This is a genomic window from Luteimonas rhizosphaericola, from assembly GCF_029888045.1.
In the GTDB taxonomy this organism is placed as follows: Bacteria; Pseudomonadota; Gammaproteobacteria; order Xanthomonadales; family Xanthomonadaceae; genus Luteimonas; species Luteimonas rhizosphaericola.
Genome location: NZ_JARXRN010000021.1, coordinates 491,186 through 507,922, shown reverse-complemented (window position 1 = coordinate 507,922; position 16,737 = coordinate 491,186). Strand labels below are relative to the sequence as shown.

The 16,737-nt window shown below is 71.1% G+C and carries 13 protein-coding genes and 1 tRNA gene; 10 read left to right on the top strand and 4 right to left on the bottom strand.

Going from position 1 to position 16,737, the window contains the following annotated elements; all coding sequences use genetic code 11:
* Positions 1-135 precede the first annotated feature (135 nt).
* The 4 genes from dtd to QFW80_RS08650 all read left to right on the top strand — a co-directional run bounded on the left by dtd (position 136) and on the right by QFW80_RS08650 (position 3,497).
* Positions 136-576, top strand: a complete 441-nt coding sequence (dtd, locus tag QFW80_RS08665) for a D-aminoacyl-tRNA deacylase (RefSeq protein ID WP_280601296.1) — start codon at positions 136-138, stop codon at positions 574-576.
* Positions 577-744: 168 nt separating this feature from the next.
* Positions 745-2,613, top strand: a complete 1,869-nt coding sequence (gene rpoD, locus QFW80_RS08660; RefSeq protein ID WP_280601294.1) for an RNA polymerase sigma factor RpoD — start codon at positions 745-747, stop codon at positions 2,611-2,613.
* A gap of 203 nt (positions 2,614-2,816) precedes the next feature.
* Positions 2,817-3,197, top strand: a complete 381-nt coding sequence (locus tag QFW80_RS08655; protein WP_280601293.1) for a hypothetical protein — start codon at positions 2,817-2,819, stop codon at positions 3,195-3,197.
* Between the two features lie 224 nt (positions 3,198-3,421).
* Positions 3,422-3,497, top strand: a tRNA-Ile gene (locus QFW80_RS08650).
* 136 nt (positions 3,498-3,633) lie between these two features.
* Here QFW80_RS08650 and QFW80_RS08645 read toward each other — a convergent pair.
* The 4 genes from QFW80_RS08645 to QFW80_RS08630 all read right to left on the bottom strand — a co-directional run bounded on the left by QFW80_RS08645 (position 3,634) and on the right by QFW80_RS08630 (position 7,309).
* A complete protein-coding gene (locus QFW80_RS08645; protein WP_280601292.1) occupies positions 3,634-4,362 on the bottom strand; it encodes a DNA-formamidopyrimidine glycosylase family protein in 729 nt (242 codons plus the stop codon).
* Positions 4,355-5,116 carry a DUF72 domain-containing protein gene (locus tag QFW80_RS08640; RefSeq protein ID WP_280601291.1) on the bottom strand — a complete coding sequence of 254 codons (762 nt, stop codon included), beginning with the start codon at positions 5,114-5,116 and terminating at the stop codon, positions 4,355-4,357. Before QFW80_RS08640 ends, QFW80_RS08645 begins: the two co-directional genes overlap by 8 nt.
* Positions 5,117-5,263: 147 nt before the next feature.
* A complete protein-coding gene (locus QFW80_RS08635; RefSeq protein WP_280601290.1) occupies positions 5,264-6,427 on the bottom strand; it encodes a zinc-dependent alcohol dehydrogenase in 1,164 nt (387 codons plus the stop codon).
* 120 nt (positions 6,428-6,547) lie between these two features.
* Positions 6,548-7,309, bottom strand: a complete 762-nt coding sequence (locus QFW80_RS08630) for a helix-turn-helix domain-containing protein (protein ID WP_280601289.1) — start codon at positions 7,307-7,309, stop codon at positions 6,548-6,550.
* Positions 7,310-7,584: 275 nt separating this feature from the next.
* Here QFW80_RS08630 and QFW80_RS08625 point away from each other — a divergent pair, with 275 nt between their 5' ends.
* The 6 genes from QFW80_RS08625 (at position 7,585) to QFW80_RS08600 (ending at position 16,730) form a co-directional block, all read left to right on the top strand.
* Positions 7,585-9,603 (top strand): serine hydrolase domain-containing protein, encoded by a 2,019-nt coding sequence (locus tag QFW80_RS08625; protein ID WP_280601288.1) that lies wholly within the window; start codon positions 7,585-7,587, stop codon positions 9,601-9,603.
* Between the two features lie 74 nt (positions 9,604-9,677).
* Positions 9,678-10,694, top strand: a complete 1,017-nt coding sequence (locus QFW80_RS08620; protein WP_280601286.1) for a dipeptide epimerase — start codon at positions 9,678-9,680, stop codon at positions 10,692-10,694.
* Positions 10,691-11,839, top strand: a complete 1,149-nt coding sequence (locus QFW80_RS08615) for a DUF819 family protein (RefSeq protein WP_280601285.1) — start codon at positions 10,691-10,693, stop codon at positions 11,837-11,839. Before QFW80_RS08620 ends, QFW80_RS08615 begins: the two co-directional genes overlap by 4 nt.
* A gap of 311 nt (positions 11,840-12,150) precedes the next feature.
* Positions 12,151-14,502 carry a TonB-dependent receptor gene (locus QFW80_RS08610; RefSeq protein ID WP_280601284.1) on the top strand — a complete coding sequence of 784 codons (2,352 nt, stop codon included), beginning with the start codon at positions 12,151-12,153 and terminating at the stop codon, positions 14,500-14,502.
* A gap of 53 nt (positions 14,503-14,555) precedes the next feature.
* The gene (locus tag QFW80_RS08605; RefSeq protein WP_280601283.1) at positions 14,556-15,596 is read left to right on the top strand and encodes an N-acetyltransferase DgcN family protein; all 1,041 of its coding nucleotides are present in this window, start codon (positions 14,556-14,558) and stop codon (positions 15,594-15,596) included.
* An 18-nt stretch (positions 15,597-15,614) separates the two neighbouring features.
* Positions 15,615-16,730, top strand: coding sequence for a YkvI family membrane protein (locus QFW80_RS08600; RefSeq protein ID WP_280601281.1), 1,116 nt, complete (start codon positions 15,615-15,617; stop codon positions 16,728-16,730).
* Positions 16,731-16,737: the final 7 nt, after the last annotated feature.

The following is a 16,737-nucleotide window of genomic DNA, read 5'->3' as shown; positions in this document are numbered from 1 at the left end:
CCGACTCACGGCGCGAGAGACCGCGGGGGGGCAGGCGCGGCGATCCGGGCGCCGGTGGGCGGCGGGCCCGGTGTGCCGGCAGGCGAAACCGGGCTAGGCTCCTGCGCTGTCCACCACGCGGTCCGGCCCGATTCCATGCTCAGCCTCATCCAGCGCGTCAGCGATGCCAGCGTCACGGTCGACGACGCGGTGGTCGGCCGCATCGATGCCGGCCTGCTGGCCCTGGTCGGGGTGGAGCCCGGCGACGGCGAGGCGCAGGTGGGCCGCATGGTCACGCGCCTGCTGGGCTACCGCGTCTTCGCCGACGAGGCCGGCCGAATGAACCGCTCCCTGTCCGACACCGGGGGCGGGCTGCTGCTGGTCAGCCAGTTCACCCTGGCGGCGGACACGCGCTCGGGCATGCGCCCGGGCTTCAGCACCGCGGCGGCGCCGGAGCAGGCGGAGCGCGTGTTCGACCGACTCCTGGCTGAATGCCGGACCCGCCATGCCGGACCGGTCGCCAGTGGCCGCTTCGGCGCCCACATGGTGGTGCGGCTGGCCAACGACGGGCCGGTGACGTTCCTGCTGCGCGCCTGACCGGGCCTCCCCGGCGCCGATCCGCGGGGCCGGGTGGAAACCGCACCGCGGGCCCCCATATGGTCTCCAGCCCCGGTGGAGAAGCCCGGGCCGCATGCCCCCGGCCGGGACCCGGACCGGGGGCGATGGTATAATTACGGGTTCACTTTTCTCCCCGGTGCGCGCCTCATGGCGAACGAACGTCCAGCCGAACAGTCCGACATCAAGCTCCTGATCTCCAAGGGGCTGGAGCAGGGCTACCTGACCTACGCCGAAGTCAACGATCACCTCCCCGACGATCTCGTCGATCCGGAGCAGATCGAGGACATCATCGGCATGATCAACGGCATGGGCATCGAGGTGCACGAGATCGCGCCCGACGTCGAGTCGCTGCTGCTCACGGGCGACTCCACCGGCAACCGCGACGTCGACGACACCGCCGCCGAGGAAGCCGCCGCCACCCTGACCGCGCTCGACAGCGAGGGCGGCCGCACCACCGACCCGGTGCGCATGTACATGCGCGAGATGGGTACGGTGGAGCTGCTCACCCGCGAGGGCGAGATCGCGATCGCCAAGCGCATCGAGGAAGGCCTGAACCAAATGCTGTCCTCGCTGGCCAGCTTCCCGTGGTCGGTGCAGCTGCTGCTCGAGGACTACGACCTGCACAAGGCGGGCAAGAAGCGTCTGGCCGAGATCGTGGTCGGCTTCAACGACCTGGACGAGTCCGGCGACGACGCGGCCGCGTCGGCCGACAGCGACGTCTCCGCCGCCGACGACAGCGACAGCGACGACAGCGACGACGACGGCGACGACGACGGCGACTCCGAGGACGCCGGCCCCACCGGCCCGGATCCTGCCGAGGTCGGCCGCCGCATGGAAGCGCTAGGCGCGCTGTACGCCAAGTTCCAGAAGTCCTACGCCAAGAACGGCGCCGAGGCCAAGCCGGTGCTGAAGCTGCGCGAGGAGATGGCCGCGATCTTCACCACCTTCAAGCTGCCGCTGCCGCTGACCGACGTGCTGGTCAAGAAGCTGCGCGACGTGGTGGGCGAGATCAAGGACCACGAGCGCCGCATCCTCGACCTGTCCACGCGCGTGGCGAAGATGCCGCGCAAGGACTTCATCCGCGCCTGGGAAGGCAACCAGACCAACCTGGGCTGGGTGGACGACGTGCTCAAGCGCAAGCAGAAGTGGTCCTCCGGCATGCGCGAGGTGAAGGACCAGATCATCGCCGAGCAGGAAGCCACCATCTCCGTCGAGAAGGCGATGATGGTCACGCTCGCCGACCTGAAGGAGATCAACCGCGCGATGGCCTATGGCGAGGCCAAGGCGCGCAAGGCCAAGAAGGAGATGGTCGAGGCCAACCTGCGCCTGGTGATCTCGATCGCGAAGAAGTACACCAATCGCGGCCTGCAGTTCCTGGACCTGATCCAGGAGGGCAACATCGGCCTGATGAAGGCGGTGGACAAGTTCGAGTACCGCCGCGGCTACAAGTTCTCGACCTACGCCACGTGGTGGATCCGCCAGGCGATCACCCGCTCGATCGCCGACCAGGCGCGCACCATCCGCATCCCGGTGCACATGATCGAGACGATCAACAAGCTCAACCGCATTTCCCGGCAGATGCTCCAGCAGTACGGCCGCGAGGCCACGCCCGAGGAGCTGGCCAAGGAGATGGACATGCCCGAGGACAAGATCCGCAAGGTCATGAAGATCGCCAAGGAACCGATCTCCATGGAGACCCCGATCGGCGACGACGAGGATTCGCACCTGGGCGACTTCATCGAGGACACCAACGTCGAGTCCCCGATCGAGGCCACCACCAACATCAACCTGTCCGAGACCGTGCGCGACGTGCTGGCGGGGCTGACCCCGCGCGAGGCCAAGGTGCTGCGCATGCGCTTCGGCATCGACATGAACACCGACCACACCCTCGAGGAAGTGGGCAAGCAGTTCGACGTCACCCGCGAGCGGATCCGCCAGATCGAGGCCAAGGCGCTGCGCAAGCTGCGCCACCCCAGCCGCTCCGAACAGCTGCGTTCGTTCCTCGACATCGACTGACGGTGCGGATGCCGGGCATCGCGAACGCCCGTCCCGCCCTCGAAAAGCCCCGGCACGCCCCGCGCGCCGGGGCTTTTCGCTGTGCGGCGCCGACCTGAACGCTACACGCCGCCTTGGCGCGGCGTTCGCACGGCGCCCACATCGGTCGCGGCAGAGTTGCGTCCCGACGGCGCACCGTGCGCCCGAACCAGGAGAATTTTTCGATGACGACGACTGCCAAGACCCTGCTTGCCCTTGCCCTGGCCGCCGGCCTGAGCGCCTGCTCCAACACCGACCAGGCCGCCAATTCCGCCCAGGAAGCCGCCGATTCGGCCGCCGAGGCGCAGCAGGCCGCCGCCAACGCCGCCGCGACCGGCGACGTGGCTGCCACGCAGGCCGCCGAGGCTGCCGCGGGCGCCGCCGATGCCGCCGCCGACGCGACCTCGCAGATCGCCGGCCAGGTGGGTTCGGGCGACGACGCGACCGGTCGCGAGGATCTGGCCGACGCCGCCGAGAAGGCCGCCGACGCCGCCGAGCAGGCGCAGGACGCCGCCGAGGAGGCCAATGCGGCCGCCGACGGCGACAACAACACCGACGGCATGTAAGTCGTCACCCCGACGGACCGGGCGGCCCCGCGCCGCCCGGCTCGTGTCGCGCGGTCGTAGCCGGTACCTCGTCGAACGGCTGCGGCTGCGCGATCTTGCGTTGCGGATCGCTGCGCGGCCTGACAGCCACGGGTTTGCGCCGCTTCTCCCGAGTGTCACGACCGCCGCGCCGGACACCGCCACTGCGCGGCCGCACCGTCCGCGGCGATAATGGGCCCCGCGCGGGGCCTATAGCTCAACGGTCAGAGCAGGGGACTCATAATCCCTTGGTTCCAGGTTCGAATCCTGGTGGGCCCACCATCTCCCGTCGACGGTGCCGCTCCGCGGGACCGCCGGCTCGCCCTCCACTCGTTCTCGCTGCAGGTCAGGCCTGCTGCACGCTGGAGTGTGCGTCTGGACCGCCCGGCATGGCTTGTTCCGCGCAGCGCTGCGCGCGTCAGCCGCCCGGCTGGCAATGCGGGCAGAAGTACGCCCAGCGCTCCCGCTCGCCCAGCCTGGCCTTCTCCAGGCGTCCGCCACAGGAGGGGCAGTTGCGTTGCCGGTGGACCTGCCAGTGCCGGCGCAGGACGCCCTGGCGTTTCCATTCCAGGAAGTCGACGCTGTACTCGCGCGCCTGCGCGACGAGCTGTCCGAGCTTGCGCGGCGGCAGCTCGCCAACCGGCGTCAACGGATGGACGCGGATACGGAATAGCACCTCGTTCTTGATGATGTTACCGACGCCGGCGAACACGTCCTGGTCGAGCAGCGCGTCGCAGGCCAGGACATCAAGAGCGTGCTTGAGCGTTCTGCGTGCCAGCCCCGGGTTCCAATCCGGAGACAGCACGTCGCGACGCCAGTCGTAGGTATCGTCGAGGTCACCTTCGACGTACTTCAACGATGACGCATAGAAGTAGAGGGTGCCGTTGTCGAAGGCGAGCGCCAGCCGGGGCGTCTTGGGCTTGGGATCGTCGATGCGCCACGAACCGAACATCAGCATGTGCACGCGCAGGCTGAAGCTGCTGAACTCGAGCAGGAAATGCTTGCCCCAGGTGCGCACCGCGACCACGCGGCGGCCATGCATGCGCTGCAGGTCGAGCGTGCTGTCGCCGTCGACGTCGCGCACGGTGCGGCGGCGGAACCTCGCGGCCGCCTCGCGCAGCAGCACGAGCGAGGGACCCTCAGGCACCGCGCGGCCTCCGCGACGTGCGCGTGGCTGCGCCGGCGAGCAATGACTGCAGCCGCGCGGCGTCGTCCACGGCGTGGCCATGGGCGGTGTTGTCGAGGATCACCCAGGCCGTGCCACGGCCGTGCGCCGCGCGGAGCTGGCCGACGAGCTCCGCGAGTGCATCGTCCGGATATGCGCTGTAGTACATGCGTGGCGCACCGTGCCAGCGCCAGTAGCTCCAGCGCGTGTCGCCGCCGGGGACCGCCGCCGCGGGAACGCGCGCAGGATCCGCGGCGACCCGCGTCGCCCCGTGCATGCGCAGCAGTTCGTCCGCGCGGGGCGTGAACCAGCTGGCATGTCGCGGCTCGCACGCGAGCGGCGTGTCGCTGCGACGGCGGAACAGGCGCAGGAACGCCGACGCCTGGCGCGCATCGAAGGCCAGGCTGGGCGGGAACTGCAGCAGCAGCGCGCCGAGCCGGCTGCCGAGGCCGTCGACTTCCGCGAGGAACCGGTCGAGTGACGGTGCCGCGCCGCGCAACCGCAGGTCATGCGAGATCGTGCGCGGCAGCTTGACCGAGAAGCGGAACCCGCGCGGGACCGATCCGGCCCAGCGCCGGTAGGTCTCGTGGCGGTGGGGCCGATAGAACGAGGAGTTGATCTCGACCGCGCCGAACCGCGTCGCGTAACGCGCCAGCTGGCTGTCCCCGCCATCGAACAGGGCGCGATGGCGGCCCGGGATCGACCACCCGGCACACCCCACGCGAACGCGGCCCACGCTGCGGACGTCCCTAGCAGTGCAGGCGGGTCGCCCGCCGCGGCATCGCGGCGGGCGCGGATCGGCCGGGAGGCCGGCGCAATGCGCCCGCGCCCGCGATGCGGGCGCCGCGGCAAGGTTCGCGCACGCATCCGGAATTGGCGGCAGTCACGGCGTCAGCACGACCTTGCGGCATTCGTCCTCGCGGTCGTTGAACATCTGGTAGCCCTTGGCCGCATCGGCCAGCGACATGCGGTGCGAGATGATGATCTCCGGCGACAGCTTGCCCTCGCCGATCGCGTCCAGCAGTTCGGGCATCAGGCCCTGCACGTGGGTCTGGCCCATCTTGAAGGTCAGGCCCTTGTCGAACGCATCGCCGAACAGGAAGCCGTGGATGAAGCCCGTGTACACGCCGGGCACGCTCACCGTGCCGCCGCGGCGGGTGGCGGCGATGCACTGGCGCAGCGCCTTGCCGCTGGAGCCCTCGAGCTTGAGCGTGGTGAGCACGGTTTCGGTCGCGCTGCCCTTGGCCTCGAAGCCGACCGCCTCGATCGACGCGTCCACGCCGCGCCCGCCGGTGGCGTCGACGATGGTCTGCGCAGGATCGTCCTCGTCGTCGAAGTTGATCGGCAGCACGCCATAGGCCTGGCGCGCGAACTCCAGGCGGTACGGATTGTGGTCGACCATGTAGATCGTCTCGGCGCCCAGCATGCGTGCGCACGCCGCCGACATGTAGCCGACGGGGCCGGCGCCGAAGATCGCCACGCTCGAACCGGGCTTGATCCCCGCGTTGACCGCGGCCTGGTAGCCGGTGGGCAGGATGTCCGACAGGAACAGGACCTGCTCGTCGGACAGCGCATCGGGCACCGCCAGCGGACCCACGTTCGCCTTCGGCACCCGCACCAGTTCCGCCTGTCCGCCGGGCACGCCGCCGTACAGCGCGCTGTAGCCGAACAGTGCGGCCGGGGGCTTCATCGACTTGCGGTTCATGGCCGCGCCGGGCCCGGTGTTGGTGGTCTCGCAGGCCGCGAATTCGTCGAGCAGGCAGTGGAAGCAGCGCCCGCAGGCGATCACGAACGGGATCACGACGCGGTCGCCCACCTTCACTTTCGTGACGTCCCGGCCGGCCTCCTCGACGATGCCCATGAACTCGTGGCCGAGGATGTCGCCGTCCTCCATGCCCGGGATCTTGCCGCGGTAGATGTGCAGGTCCGAGCCGCAGATGGCGGTCGCGGTGACGCGGAGGATGATGTCGTCGGATTCGACGAGGATCGGGTCGGGGACGGTCTCGACGCGGACGTCCTTCGATCCCTGGTAGGTCAAGGCCTGCATGGGGGTGCTCGCTGCGCTCGGGAGGTCCGAGGCTGCGGCAGCGGCGATCAATGCACCGTGATCGCGCCGGCGTGCGCCGACGGCATCACGCCTGCGACACGCGGGCGGCGTTCAGCGCGTTCAGCGACGCGCGGCCTTTTTGTTCTTCGCGTTCTTCGCCGCGGCGGTTTTCGCCGCCGCGGCCGTGCGGCGCGCAGGGGCCGTGCGCGGGTCGCGCGGGGGCGCGTGCAGCCGCTGCGGCGACGCCTGGCGCGCGGCGCCCTCCTCGCCGTGCAGCGTCATGAGCGATTCCAGCAGCTGCTCGTCCGCGCTCGAGCACACGCCAAGCAACAGCACCTCGTCGCAGCCCTCGGCGGCGATGTAGGCGTGGCCCATGTTCGAGTCGATGTACACCGATTCGCCGGTTTCCAGCACCATCGGGTCGTAGAACTCGGTGTGCACTTCCATGCGGCCTTCCAGGACGTGGATGTACTCCTCGCCCGAATGCCGGACCAGTTCGCCGAATTCCTCGATGGTCTTGGCGCGCACGCGCGTCAGCACCGGGATCATGCGCTTGCGGCGCAGCTCCGGGCACAGGTAGTAGTAGTCGTAGTTGGGCGTGTTGACGCGGATCGCGTCCTCGATGCGCCCGATGCTGCGGCGCGCGGTCACCGGCGGCTCCGGCGCCTCGGCCTGTTCGGCAAACAGTTCGGACATGCGCAGGTTCAGGCGCTGGCTGAGCTGCAGCAGCTTGTCGTAGGTCAGGGTCAGCCGGTCGTGCTCGACCTTGGACAGGGTCGAGAGCGGGATGCCCGAATGCTCGCTCATCTGCTTGAGCGTCCAGCCCTTGCGCGCCCGCAGCGAGCGCAGCAGTCCGCCGATGGTGGGGTGTGGCGATGTCATCCTTGCCGAATCTCCGGAGTGGCGACCGCTGGCGGGTGGCGTGTCCCGTGGAGGATCATCATCGCCTCACGAGGCGACGCGTGGGAAGGGCAGGCGCACGGCGGACACCACGCATCTGCCAGGCGCCCAGGCGGGGCATCGGCCACAGGGACTTTCGGCACTGGTTGACAATTCTCTGATTGGGATCATTATCGCCAAATCAGGATAACCGACCGCGGTCGCCCGCGTCCCGGCCAGCTCCTGCGCCCGCCCCGTCCCCGACCGGAGACCGCCCGATGCGCGTGATTCCCCTGATCCTGAGCGGCTGGCTGCTGGCCGCCGGCATGGCCACCGCCGCGGCGCAGGAGGCCGCGGTCGCCCCCGACGCGGTGCCGCCCACGGTCCTGCCCGCCGACAACGATGGCGACGTCGCGTCGCTGCCATTGCCGGATGCCGGTCCCGGAACGCTGGTGCGCAGCGACGTGGAAGCCTGGCTGGACGGCTTCATGCCCTACGCGCTGGCCGCGGGCGACATCGCCGGCGCGGTGGTCGTGGTGGTCAAGGACGGGGAGGTGCTGGTGCAGAAGGGCTACGGCTATTCGGACCTGGCTGCGCGCGCGCCGGTCGATCCGGAGGCCACCCTGTTCCGCCCCGGCTCGGTGTCGAAGCTGTTCACCTGGACCGCGGTGATGCAGCTCGTGGAGCAGGGCAAGCTCGACCTCGACGCCGACGTCAACCAGTACCTCGACTTCGAGATGCCCGCCTACGCGGGCACGCCGGTCACCCTGCGCCAGATCATGACCCACACCGCCGGCTTCGAGGAGCAGATCCGCGGCCTGATCACCGCGCGCACGGACGAGATCGTGCCGCTGGGCGACGCGCTCAAGCACTGGATCCCGGAGCGCATCCATGCGCCGGGCACCACCCCGGCGTACTCGAACTACGCCACCGCGCTGGCCGGCTACATTGTCGAGCGCGTGTCCGGCGAACCGTTCGACGACTACATCGATCGCCACATCTTCGAGCCGCTGGGCATGGCGCGGTCGAGCTTCCGCCAGCCGCTGCCGCAGGCGCTGCTGGACGGCATGTCCAAAGGCTACTCGCGCGCATCCGACGGCGAGGCTAAGGAATACGAGTTCATCAGCCTGGCGCCGGCCGGCAGCCTCGCCGCGACCGGCGCGGACATGGCGCGCTTCATGATCGCCCACCTGCAGCGCGGCGCGTACGGCGATGCGCGCATCCTCGGCGCGGCGACGGCCGAGCAGATGCACACCACAGGGCAGGCTTCGGTCGGCCCGCTCAACCGGATGATGCTCGGCTTCTACGAGACCTCGGTGAACGGCCACCGCGCCATCGCGCACGGCGGCGACACGCAGTGGTTCCACAGCGACCTGCAGCTGTTCCCGGACGACGGCGTCGGCATCTTCGTGTCGATGAACAGCTCCGGGCGCGACGGTGCGACCGGCCACATCCGCAGTGCGCTCGCGCGCGGCTTCGCCGATCGCTACCTGCCCGGCGACGGCACGCCGGCCGGTCCCGGCGTCGCGGAGGACGTGGCGCGGGAGCACGCGCAGCAGATCGCCGGCACCTACACCAGCAGCCGGCGGCCGGACAGCAACGTGCTGTCGCTGGCCAACCTGCTCGGCCCGGTGAAGGTGGTCGCGAACGAGGACGGCACGATCGCCGTGACCCTCGCGCTCGGCCCGGGCGGCGCACCGAAGACCTGGCGCGAGGTGTCGCCGTACCTGTGGCAGGACACCAGCGGCAGCGACCGGCTGGCGGCCGACGTGGTCGACGGCCGGGTCGTGCGCTTCAGCATGGAGCCCTATGCCCCGATCATGGTGTTCCAGCGCCTGTCGGCGTGGCAGGCGATGGCGCTGCCGCTGCTGGTCGCGAGCCTGGCGATCCTGCTGCTGACCGTGCTCGCCTGGCCGGTCTCGGCGCTGGTGCGCCGCTACTATCGCGCGCCGTACCGGCTGCAGGGCACGGATGCGCGCATGCACCGGCTGGTGCGCATCGCCGCGCTGCTGGTGCTGCTGGCGATGGGCGCGGTGCTGGGGCTGGTGGTGGCGATGCTCAGCCAGCTGGAGATGACCAGCCCGTCCAACGACGGCCTGATCATCGCGCTGCGGCTGTTCGCCACGATCGTGCTGCCGCTCGGCGCCGCGGTCGCGCTGTGGAACGCCTGGCACGTGCTACGCGGCAAGCGCCGGCTGCTGGCCAAGCTGTGGGCGCTGCTGCTGGCGCTGGCCTGCGTGTTCGTGCTGTGGACCGGCATCGTCCAGCACGTGATCGGCTTCGGCGCCAACTACTGATCCACCACGTGCCCGGCGGCCGCGTGCCGCCGGGCGCCTTCCCGCCACGACCCGTCCACCCGGAGGCCCGCGCCGTGCCGGTCGAACTGCAGCTGCATCTCGAACCCCTTCCGCTGGCCGAACCGTTCCGCATCGCCGGCCGCGTGTTCGAGGCGATGCCCGCGCTGGTGGTCACGCTCCGCGACGGGCCGCACGTCGGCCGCGGCGAAGCGGCGGGCGTGTACTACAACGACGATGCGCCCGACGGCATGCGCGCCACGCTCGAGGCGCTGCGGCCGCGGATCGCCGCCGGGCTGGACCGCGCCACGCTGCGCAAGGTGCTGCCGGCCGGCGGCGCGCGCAACGCGCTCGACTGCGCGCTGTGGGAGCTCGAATCGCGGCGCGCCGGAGTGCCGGTGTGGGAACTGGCCGGGCTCGGCCCGCCGCGCCCGCTGCTGACCACCTTCACCGTGGGTGCGGACGCGCCGGAGGCCATGGCCGACCGCGCCGCCGCCTACGCCGGCGCGCGCGCGCTCAAGCTCAAGCTCACCGGCGAGGCGTCGCTCGATGCGGCGCGCGTGCGCGCGGTGCGCGCGCGCTGCCCGGCGCTGTGGATCGGGGTCGACGCCAACCAGGGCTACGGCGGAGACACGTTGCCGGCGCTGATGCCGGCGCTGGTCGAGTCGCGCGTGGCGCTGCTCGAGCAGCCTTGCGTGCGCGGGCGCGAACACGAACTCGACGGCATCGTGCACGTGCCGCCCTTCGCCGCCGACGAGAGCATCCTCGACCTGACCGAGCTCGAGGCGCGCCACCACCGTTTCGACGTGATCAACATCAAGCTCGACAAGTGCGGCGGGCTCACCGAAGGCCTGATGATGGCGCGTCGCGCGCGCGCGCTCGGCAAGCAGGTGATGGTCGGCAACATGTGCGGCACCAGCCTGGCCGCGGCGCCGGCATTCGTGCTCGGCCAGCTGTGCGACATCGTCGACCTCGACGGCCCGGTGTTCCTGCGCCGCGACCGCAGCCCGGGGGTGGTGTACGAAGACGGGCTGATCCACTGCCCGGACACCGTCTGGGGCGTGCACGCCGACATCGCCGACGCGGCGGCATGACAGCCGCGCCCGCCAGCGCGCTGATCGCGGCGGACAACGCGTTCGCGCTGCTGGCGGTGTTCTTCGCCGTCGCCGCGATCGGCGCGGGACTGGAGCGCACCCGCCTGGGCAAGCGGGTGTCGGGCGTGATGCTGGTGATCGCGCTCGCGATCGTCCTGGCGCAGCTGCGCGTGATCCCGGCGTCGGCTCCGGTGTACGGCGCGATCTGGACCTACCTGGTGCCGCTGGCGATCGCGCTGTACCTGATCCGCGCCGACCTGCTGGGGATCGTGGTCGAAGGCGGGCGTACGCTGGCGGCGTTCGCGTTCGGCGCCGCGGGCGTGGTGGCCGGCGCGTGGCTCGGTGCGGCGTGGCTCGACCTGGGGCCGTTGGAGGCGCAGTACGCGGCCGTGTTCAGCGCCACCTACGTCGGCGGCTCGATCAATTTCGCCGCGGTCGCCGAGGCGATCGGTTTCCGCGAACCGACCGCACTGGCCGCGGGTGTGGCGATCGACAACGTGGTCGGACTGGGCTACCTGCTGGCGGTGGGTGCGTCCGCGTCCTGGCCATGGTTCCAGCGCCGCTTCGGATGGCGATCGGAGCAGCTGGTGGGTGGGGGCGATGCGGTGGGGCCGGCGCAACGCGTACCGACGGTGCTCGACCTCGCGCTGGCGCTCGCGCTTGCGGCGCTGGCCTGCGCCGCCGGCGCCGCGATCGCGGCTGCGATGGGGCATGCGCACTACGCGATCCTCTACACGACGGCCCTGATGGTCGCGATCGCCACCTTCGGCCGCCGTTGGCTGAAGGACATCGCGGGCCCGGAACTGGCGGCGACCCTGCTGATATACCTGTTCTTCGCCGTGCTCGGCGCCGGTGCCGACCTGGGCGCGATGCTGGGCGCGGCGCCGTCGCTCTTCGCGTACGTACTGGTGATCTTCGCGGTGCACCTGGTCTTCATCCTCGCCGGCGCGCGCCTGCTGCGGCTCAACCATGCCGAGATCATCGTGGCGTCCACCGCCTGCATCGGCGGTCCGCCGATCGCGGTCGCGTTCGCGGTGCTGTTCGGCTGGCGGCGCCTGGCGGTCCCGGCGGTCGCCACCGGCGTGCTCGGCTATGCGCTGGGCAACTTCGTCGGGATCGGCGTGTTCCGGATCACCGGGGGCTGATGGCGACGTGGACGCGCTGCACCAGCCTAAGCCCGGCGGCGGCAACGTCGCCGTCAGCCAGGGATGTCCCGTGTTCCGCGCCGCTCGCAGGGTGTCGCGGCTTGAAACGGCGCAGCGGTGGCGGGGCGGTCGCCGTGATTCGTAGAGCCGCCACGCGCCCGTCCGCCCGGCGCGGGCGCCGCATTTTCCGGACGTGTTGACAATTCTCTGATTAGGATCATGATCCCTGATCAGGATATCCGGCCGCCGCCCGCGCAGGCCGCCCGCCGGGTCCCGACCGTCCAGTCACGCCTCCGGGGGAGAGAACACCGATGCACGCGTCCCAGACCGACCGCCCGTGGTACCGCTCCCCGCTGTCGCTCGCGATCGCGGCGACCCTCGCCTGCGCCGCGGCGCCCGCGCTCGCCCAGGACGCAGCGGCCGACGCCGCGGCGACCGACGAGGCGGTGGAACTCGACACCGTGCTGGTAACCGCCAACAAGCGCGTGGAGAACGTGCGCGAGGTCGGAGCCGCGATCACCGTCCTCAACGAGCGCCAGCTGGAGAACCTGGGCGCGGTGTCGCTCTCCGACTACGCCGCCTTCATTCCCGGCCTGCAGGTGCAGAACGAGGGCAGCCCGGGCCTGACCCGGGTGTCGCTGCGCGGCATCGCCGCGCTGTCCTCGGGCGCCACGGTGGCGACCTACATCGACGAGGTGCCGGTCGGATCGAGCGGCATCTACCAGGGCGCGAGCACGCTGATGCTCGACCTGCTGCCCTACGACATCAGCCGCATCGAGGTGCTGCGCGGGCCGCAGGGCACGCTGTACGGCGCCGGTGCGATCGGCGGCCTGCTCAAGTACGTGACCCGGGCGCCGGATGCGTTGGGCGAGGAAACCCGCCTCGGCTTCGGCCTGCGCTCGGTGCGCGGCGGCGACCAGGACTGGAACGCGCGCTTCGGCGTGACCCTGCCGCTGCAGGACGAACGCCTGGGCCTGCGCGTGAGCTTCGCGCGCAACGGCCTGCCGGGCTATACCGACAACGCCGTCGACGGCCGCGAGGACATCAACGGCGGCGAGCAGATCGGTGCGCGTGCCGCGCTGTCGTGGGAGGGCGACGTGGTGGACGCGGGGCTGTCGGTGCTGCACCAGCGCATCCGCAGCGACGACCGCGCCGGCGTGGCGCTCGCGCCGGGGACCCTCACGCCGCTGTTCGGCGAGGACGACGACCTGGCCTGGCAGCCGCGGCCGTTCGCCAAGGACCTGACCCTGGCCGCGCTGACCTTCGACTGGGACCTGGGCTGGGGCAACTTCATCTCCGCGACGGGCTGGTCGGAAAGCACGGCGGAGGACCAGATCGATTCCACCATCCAGTTCGGCGAAGTGGCCGACCTGTTGCTGGGTCTGCCCGAGCCGGGCAGCTCGTTCGTGCGCTATCGCTACGACATGGACAAGGTGACGCAGGAGTTCCGGCTCACCTCGAGCAGCGGCGGCCCGTTCGAATGGATGGTCGGCGCGTTCTACACCCGGGAGGACGCGCTGCAGAGCCAGTTCGCGTGGCTCGGCCTGCGCGACGGCTCGCCGCTGCCCGCGGCGCTGTCGGACTTCAGCACGCTGGCGATCATCAACCTGCCCAGCACCTACGAGGAGGTCGCGCTGTTCGCCAACGGCTCCTGGCGCATCGGCGAGCGTTTCAAGATCGACGCCGGCCTGCGCCAGGCGCGCAACGACCAGTGGTTCAGCCAGAACGTGCCGACCGGCATCCTGGCGCCGATCGCCGACACCCCCGGGGAATCCACCGAGGACGTGTTCACCTGGAGCCTGAGCCCGCAGTTCAAGCTGGCCGAGGACGTGATGCTGTACGCGCGCGTGGCCACCGGCTACCAGCCGGGCGGGCCGAACGTGGCGCTGGCCGGCATGCCGCCGCAGGTCGACTCGTCGATGCTCGACAGCTACGAGATCGGCCTCAAGTCGCAGTTCGCCGACCGCCGGGTGACGCTCGACCTGGCGGCGTTCCGGATCGACTGGGAGGACATCCAGGTGGCGTCCTCGTTCAACGGCGTGGGCGGCCTGGTCAACGGCGGCGAGGCGACCAGCGAGGGCCTGGAACTGACCGCGCAGTTCCGCGCCACCGATGCCCTGCAGCTCGGGCTCAACGCGGCGTACACCGATGCCAGCATCAAGAACGACTTCACGCCCACGGTGATTCCGCAGGCCGACGAGCTGGGCAATCCGTTGTTCGACGTAATCCTTTGGTCCGGCCTGGCGGGCGATCGCATGCCGTATTCGCCGAAACTGTCATGGGCGGCCACGGCCGAGTATGCGTTCATGACCGCCGGCGGCCTCGGCGGCCAGGTGGGCGCGGCGCTGCGCTTCGCCGGCGACCGGCTCAACGAGACCACCGAGCGCCAGCGCGTCACCGCGCCGGGCGATCCATCGACGATCCTGCAGCCGGACGAGATCACCGCGCCGCTGGAGCTCGACAGCTACCGCTCGCTCGACCTGTACGCCGGGATCGGGCGGGACAACTGGGAAGTGCGCGCCTACGTCAACAACGTGACCGGCGAGGATGCATACCTGACGATGACGCCGATGGACGGCGCGCTCACCGGGACCCGTTCGCATGTCGCCGGCGTGCCGCTGCAGCCGCGCACGTTCGGGCTCGAGATCGACTTCCGCTTCTGACCCGCGCCGCCCGCGCGGGCGGCCAACACCCACCGGACCGGGGTCCACGCCGCATGCCACACGCCGTTCCCGCGCTGCGCGAGACCGAAGCGCTGCCGCAGCCCTACCTGCTGTTCCTGGGCGACGTGACCGAGCCGGGCTACGCCAAGACCGCGTTCGGGCTGCGCGACTGGGCCGGCGAGCGCTGCGTGGGCGAGTACGCCTGCACCGGTGCCACGGTGAGCACCGGGCTGCCGTTCCTCTCGCCCGCGCAGGCGCGCATGCTGGGCGCGCGATCGATGGTGATCGGCGTGGCCAATCCCGGCGGCCGCATTCCCTCGACCTGGGTCGCGCCGCTGCTCGAGGCGCTGCAGGCCGGGCTGGACCTGATCGGCGGCATGCACGCGCGGCTGGCCGACATCGAACCGCTGCGCAACGCCGCGGTGGTGCACGGGCGGCGCCTGATCGACGTGCGCGAGCCGCCGCCCGGGCTGCCGGTGGCGAGCGGGCGCAAGCGTTCCGGCCGCCGCCTGCTCACCGTGGGCACCGACTGCGCGCTGGGCAAGAAGTACACCGCGCTGTCGCTGGCGCGCGCGTTCGCCGCGCGCGGCGTGGACGCCGACTTCCGTGCGACCGGCCAGACCGGGATCCTGATCGCCGGCGCGGGCGTGCCGATGGATGCGGTGGTGGCCGATTTCGCCGCCGGCGCCGCGGAAACCCTGTCGCCCGATGCCGATCCCGCGCACTGGGACGTGATCGAGGGCCAGGGGTCGCTCTCGCACCCGGCCTACGCGGGCGTGTCGCTGGCGCTGCTGCACGGCAGCCAGCCGGACGTGGTCGTGGTCTGCCATGCGCACGGCCGCGAGCGCGTGCTCGGTCATCCGCATTACCCGCTGCCCTCGCTGGAGGAGACGATCGACCTGGCGCTGCGGCTGGGGTCGCGCACGAATCCGGAGATCCGCTGCGCCGGCGTGAGCCTCAACACCGCCGCGCTCGACGCGGCGGCCGCGCGCGAGGCGATCGACGCCACCGCCGCGCGCCTCGGCCTGCCGGTGGCCGACCCGGTGCGCGGCGGCGAGGCGTTCGACCGCCTGGTCGAAGCCTGCCTGGCGTGACCGGACGGGCACGCGGCGATGACCTCCGTGCCCACGCGCTTCCAGCGCTTCCTGCTGCCGGGGCTGGCGTTCAAGGGGTTCGTGATCGGCGGCGGCTACGCCACCGGACGCGAACTGGCCGAGTACTTCCTGCCCAGCGGGGCGCAGGGCGGCCTGCTCGGCCTGGGCCTGGCGATGCTCGTGTGGAGCGCGGTGTGCGCGCTGACCTTCGTCTTCGCCTTCGCCACCGGCAGCTACGACTACCGCAGTTTCTTCGCCCGGCTGGTGGGGCCGGGGTGGGTGGTGTTCGAACTGGCCTACGTGGTGTTCATGGTGCTGATCCTCGCGGTGTTCGGCGCGGCCGCCGGCGCGGTGGTGTCGGCGCTGACGGGATGGCCGCCGCTCGTGGGCACCCTGGCGCTGGTGCTGGCGATCGGTGGGGTGGTGGCATTCGGCAACCGCTCGGTGGAGCGGCTGTTCGGCTGGGCCTCGGTGTTCCTCTACGCGATGTACGCGCTGTTCCTGGTGGTCGCGTTCACCACGTTCGGAGACCGCATCGTGCAGGCGATCGGCACGCCGCAGCCGGTCGATGGCTGGGCCGCGGGCGGACTGACCTACGCCTGCTACAACATCGTCGGTGCGGTGGCGATCCTGCCGATGCTGCGCCACTTCACCCGCCGCCGCGACGCGGTGGCCGCCGGCCTGCTGGCCGGGCCGCTGGCGATCGCGCCGGCGATCGCCTTCTTCGCCTGCATGCTGGCCTGGGCGCCCGGGATCGCCGGCGAGGCGCTGCCGTCGGACTACATGCTGCGTCGCCTGCAGCAGCCGCTGCTGCACGTCGGCTTCCAGGCGATGATCTTCCTGGCGCTGCTCGAAAGCGGGGTCGGCGCGGTGCACGCGGTCAACGAACGCATCGCCGGGGCATGGCAGCGCCGCGACGCTGGCGCGTTCCCGCGCGTGGCGCGGCTGGGCGTGGCGACGGTGCTGCTGGTCGGTTCGATCTTCGTCGCCGAGCGCTTCGGCCTGGTGGCGCTGATCGCCCACGGCTACCGCGCGCTGGCCTGGCTGTTCCTGTTCGTCTACGTGCTGCCGCTGCTCACGTTCGGCGCCTGGCACCTGTGGCGGGCGCGTACGCCGCGCGCCGTGCCGGCCTGACTCCCTG

Excerpts from the sequence above, each read along its gene's own strand:
- dtd (WP_280601296.1), top strand. The coding sequence starts at position 136 with ATGCTCAGCCTCATCCAGCGCGTCAGCGATGCCAGCGTCACGGTCGAC.
- rpoD (WP_280601294.1), top strand. The coding sequence starts at position 745 with ATGGCGAACGAACGTCCAGCCGAACAGTCCGACATCAAGCTCCTGATC.
- QFW80_RS08655 (WP_280601293.1), top strand. The coding sequence starts at position 2,817 with ATGACGACGACTGCCAAGACCCTGCTTGCCCTTGCCCTGGCCGCCGGC.
- QFW80_RS08635 (WP_280601290.1), bottom strand. The coding sequence starts at position 6,427 with ATGCAGGCCTTGACCTACCAGGGATCGAAGGACGTCCGCGTCGAGACC.
- QFW80_RS08630 (WP_280601289.1), bottom strand. The coding sequence starts at position 7,309 with ATGACATCGCCACACCCCACCATCGGCGGACTGCTGCGCTCGCTGCGG.
- QFW80_RS08625 (WP_280601288.1), top strand. The coding sequence starts at position 7,585 with ATGCGCGTGATTCCCCTGATCCTGAGCGGCTGGCTGCTGGCCGCCGGC.
- QFW80_RS08615 (WP_280601285.1), top strand. The coding sequence starts at position 10,691 with ATGACAGCCGCGCCCGCCAGCGCGCTGATCGCGGCGGACAACGCGTTC.
- QFW80_RS08610 (WP_280601284.1), top strand. The coding sequence starts at position 12,151 with ATGCACGCGTCCCAGACCGACCGCCCGTGGTACCGCTCCCCGCTGTCG.
- QFW80_RS08605 (WP_280601283.1), top strand. The coding sequence starts at position 14,556 with ATGCCACACGCCGTTCCCGCGCTGCGCGAGACCGAAGCGCTGCCGCAG.
- QFW80_RS08600 (WP_280601281.1), top strand. The coding sequence starts at position 15,615 with ATGACCTCCGTGCCCACGCGCTTCCAGCGCTTCCTGCTGCCGGGGCTG.